Source organism: Burkholderia sp. RS01, from assembly GCF_039748055.1.
GTDB lineage: Bacteria > Actinomycetota > Actinomycetes > Actinomycetales > Micrococcaceae > Arthrobacter.
The window spans coordinates 1-746 of record NZ_JBDLAK010000054.1 but is presented as its reverse complement, the minus strand read 5'-3'; the positions used below and the strand labels follow the sequence as shown (position 1 = coordinate 746).

General features: G+C 66.2%; 1 protein-coding gene. It reads right to left on the bottom strand.

Going from position 1 to position 746, the window contains the following annotated elements; translation table 11 throughout:
* Nucleotides 1-647 (bottom strand): leucine zipper domain-containing protein (locus tag ABFP37_RS22480; protein WP_347035030.1); only part of this gene is annotated, 647 nt, incomplete at its 3' end.
* Between the last annotated feature and the right edge of the window lie 99 nt (nucleotides 648-746).

Sequence of the window (746 nt, the reverse complement as noted above, 5' to 3'; positions counted from 1 at the left end):
TTGAAGAACCCGGCGGCCCGGAGGAGGAATGCCGCCGCGGTCGGGCCTTTCTCGTCCGGGTGGATTTCGGCGTAGGCCAGGCGGGTGTGGTCATCGATGGCGGCGTGGATGTAGTCGAATCCAATGCCGCGCCCGCGGACCTGCTCCGAGCGGCCGTGGGCGCGCCAGCCCCCGCCGTCAGGGATCCTTCCGAGTTTCTTGACGTCCACATGGATCAGCTCTCCCGGGCGCTGGCGTTCGTAACGCACCGCCGTTGACCGTGTGGCCCGGATGAGGGCACCGGTGACGGGGTCGCAGGCAGCAAGAGGCGGGAGGCCGCGTCGGGTGAGGATCCGCGAGATGGTTCGTTCGGGAACCCCGGTGGCACGGCTCAACCGCGCCGGCCCGCACTTTAACTCCGTCCTGGCGGCGATGACCGCGGCCTCCCGCTCGGCGCTGGTCTTGGACGGGGTCACGTGAGGGCGGCTGGATCTGTCGAGAAGACCGGCCTCAGCCTCCGCCCGGAACCGCTTCACCCAGCGGTGGGCGCATTGCCGGGAGACACCCAGTTCCTTCGCGACATGGGCAACGGGCCGATGATCACCGATCACTCTTTCAACGAGAAGAAATCTCCCATGAAAGGTCAGACGGGCATTAGCGTGGGACATGAGGACCTCCGTGGCCGTGAAGATGTCAGATACCTCCACTAAGCCCCGGGGGCCCTCCTCACTTCAAGACTGATGTCACCAACGTCATGGCCGGGTACA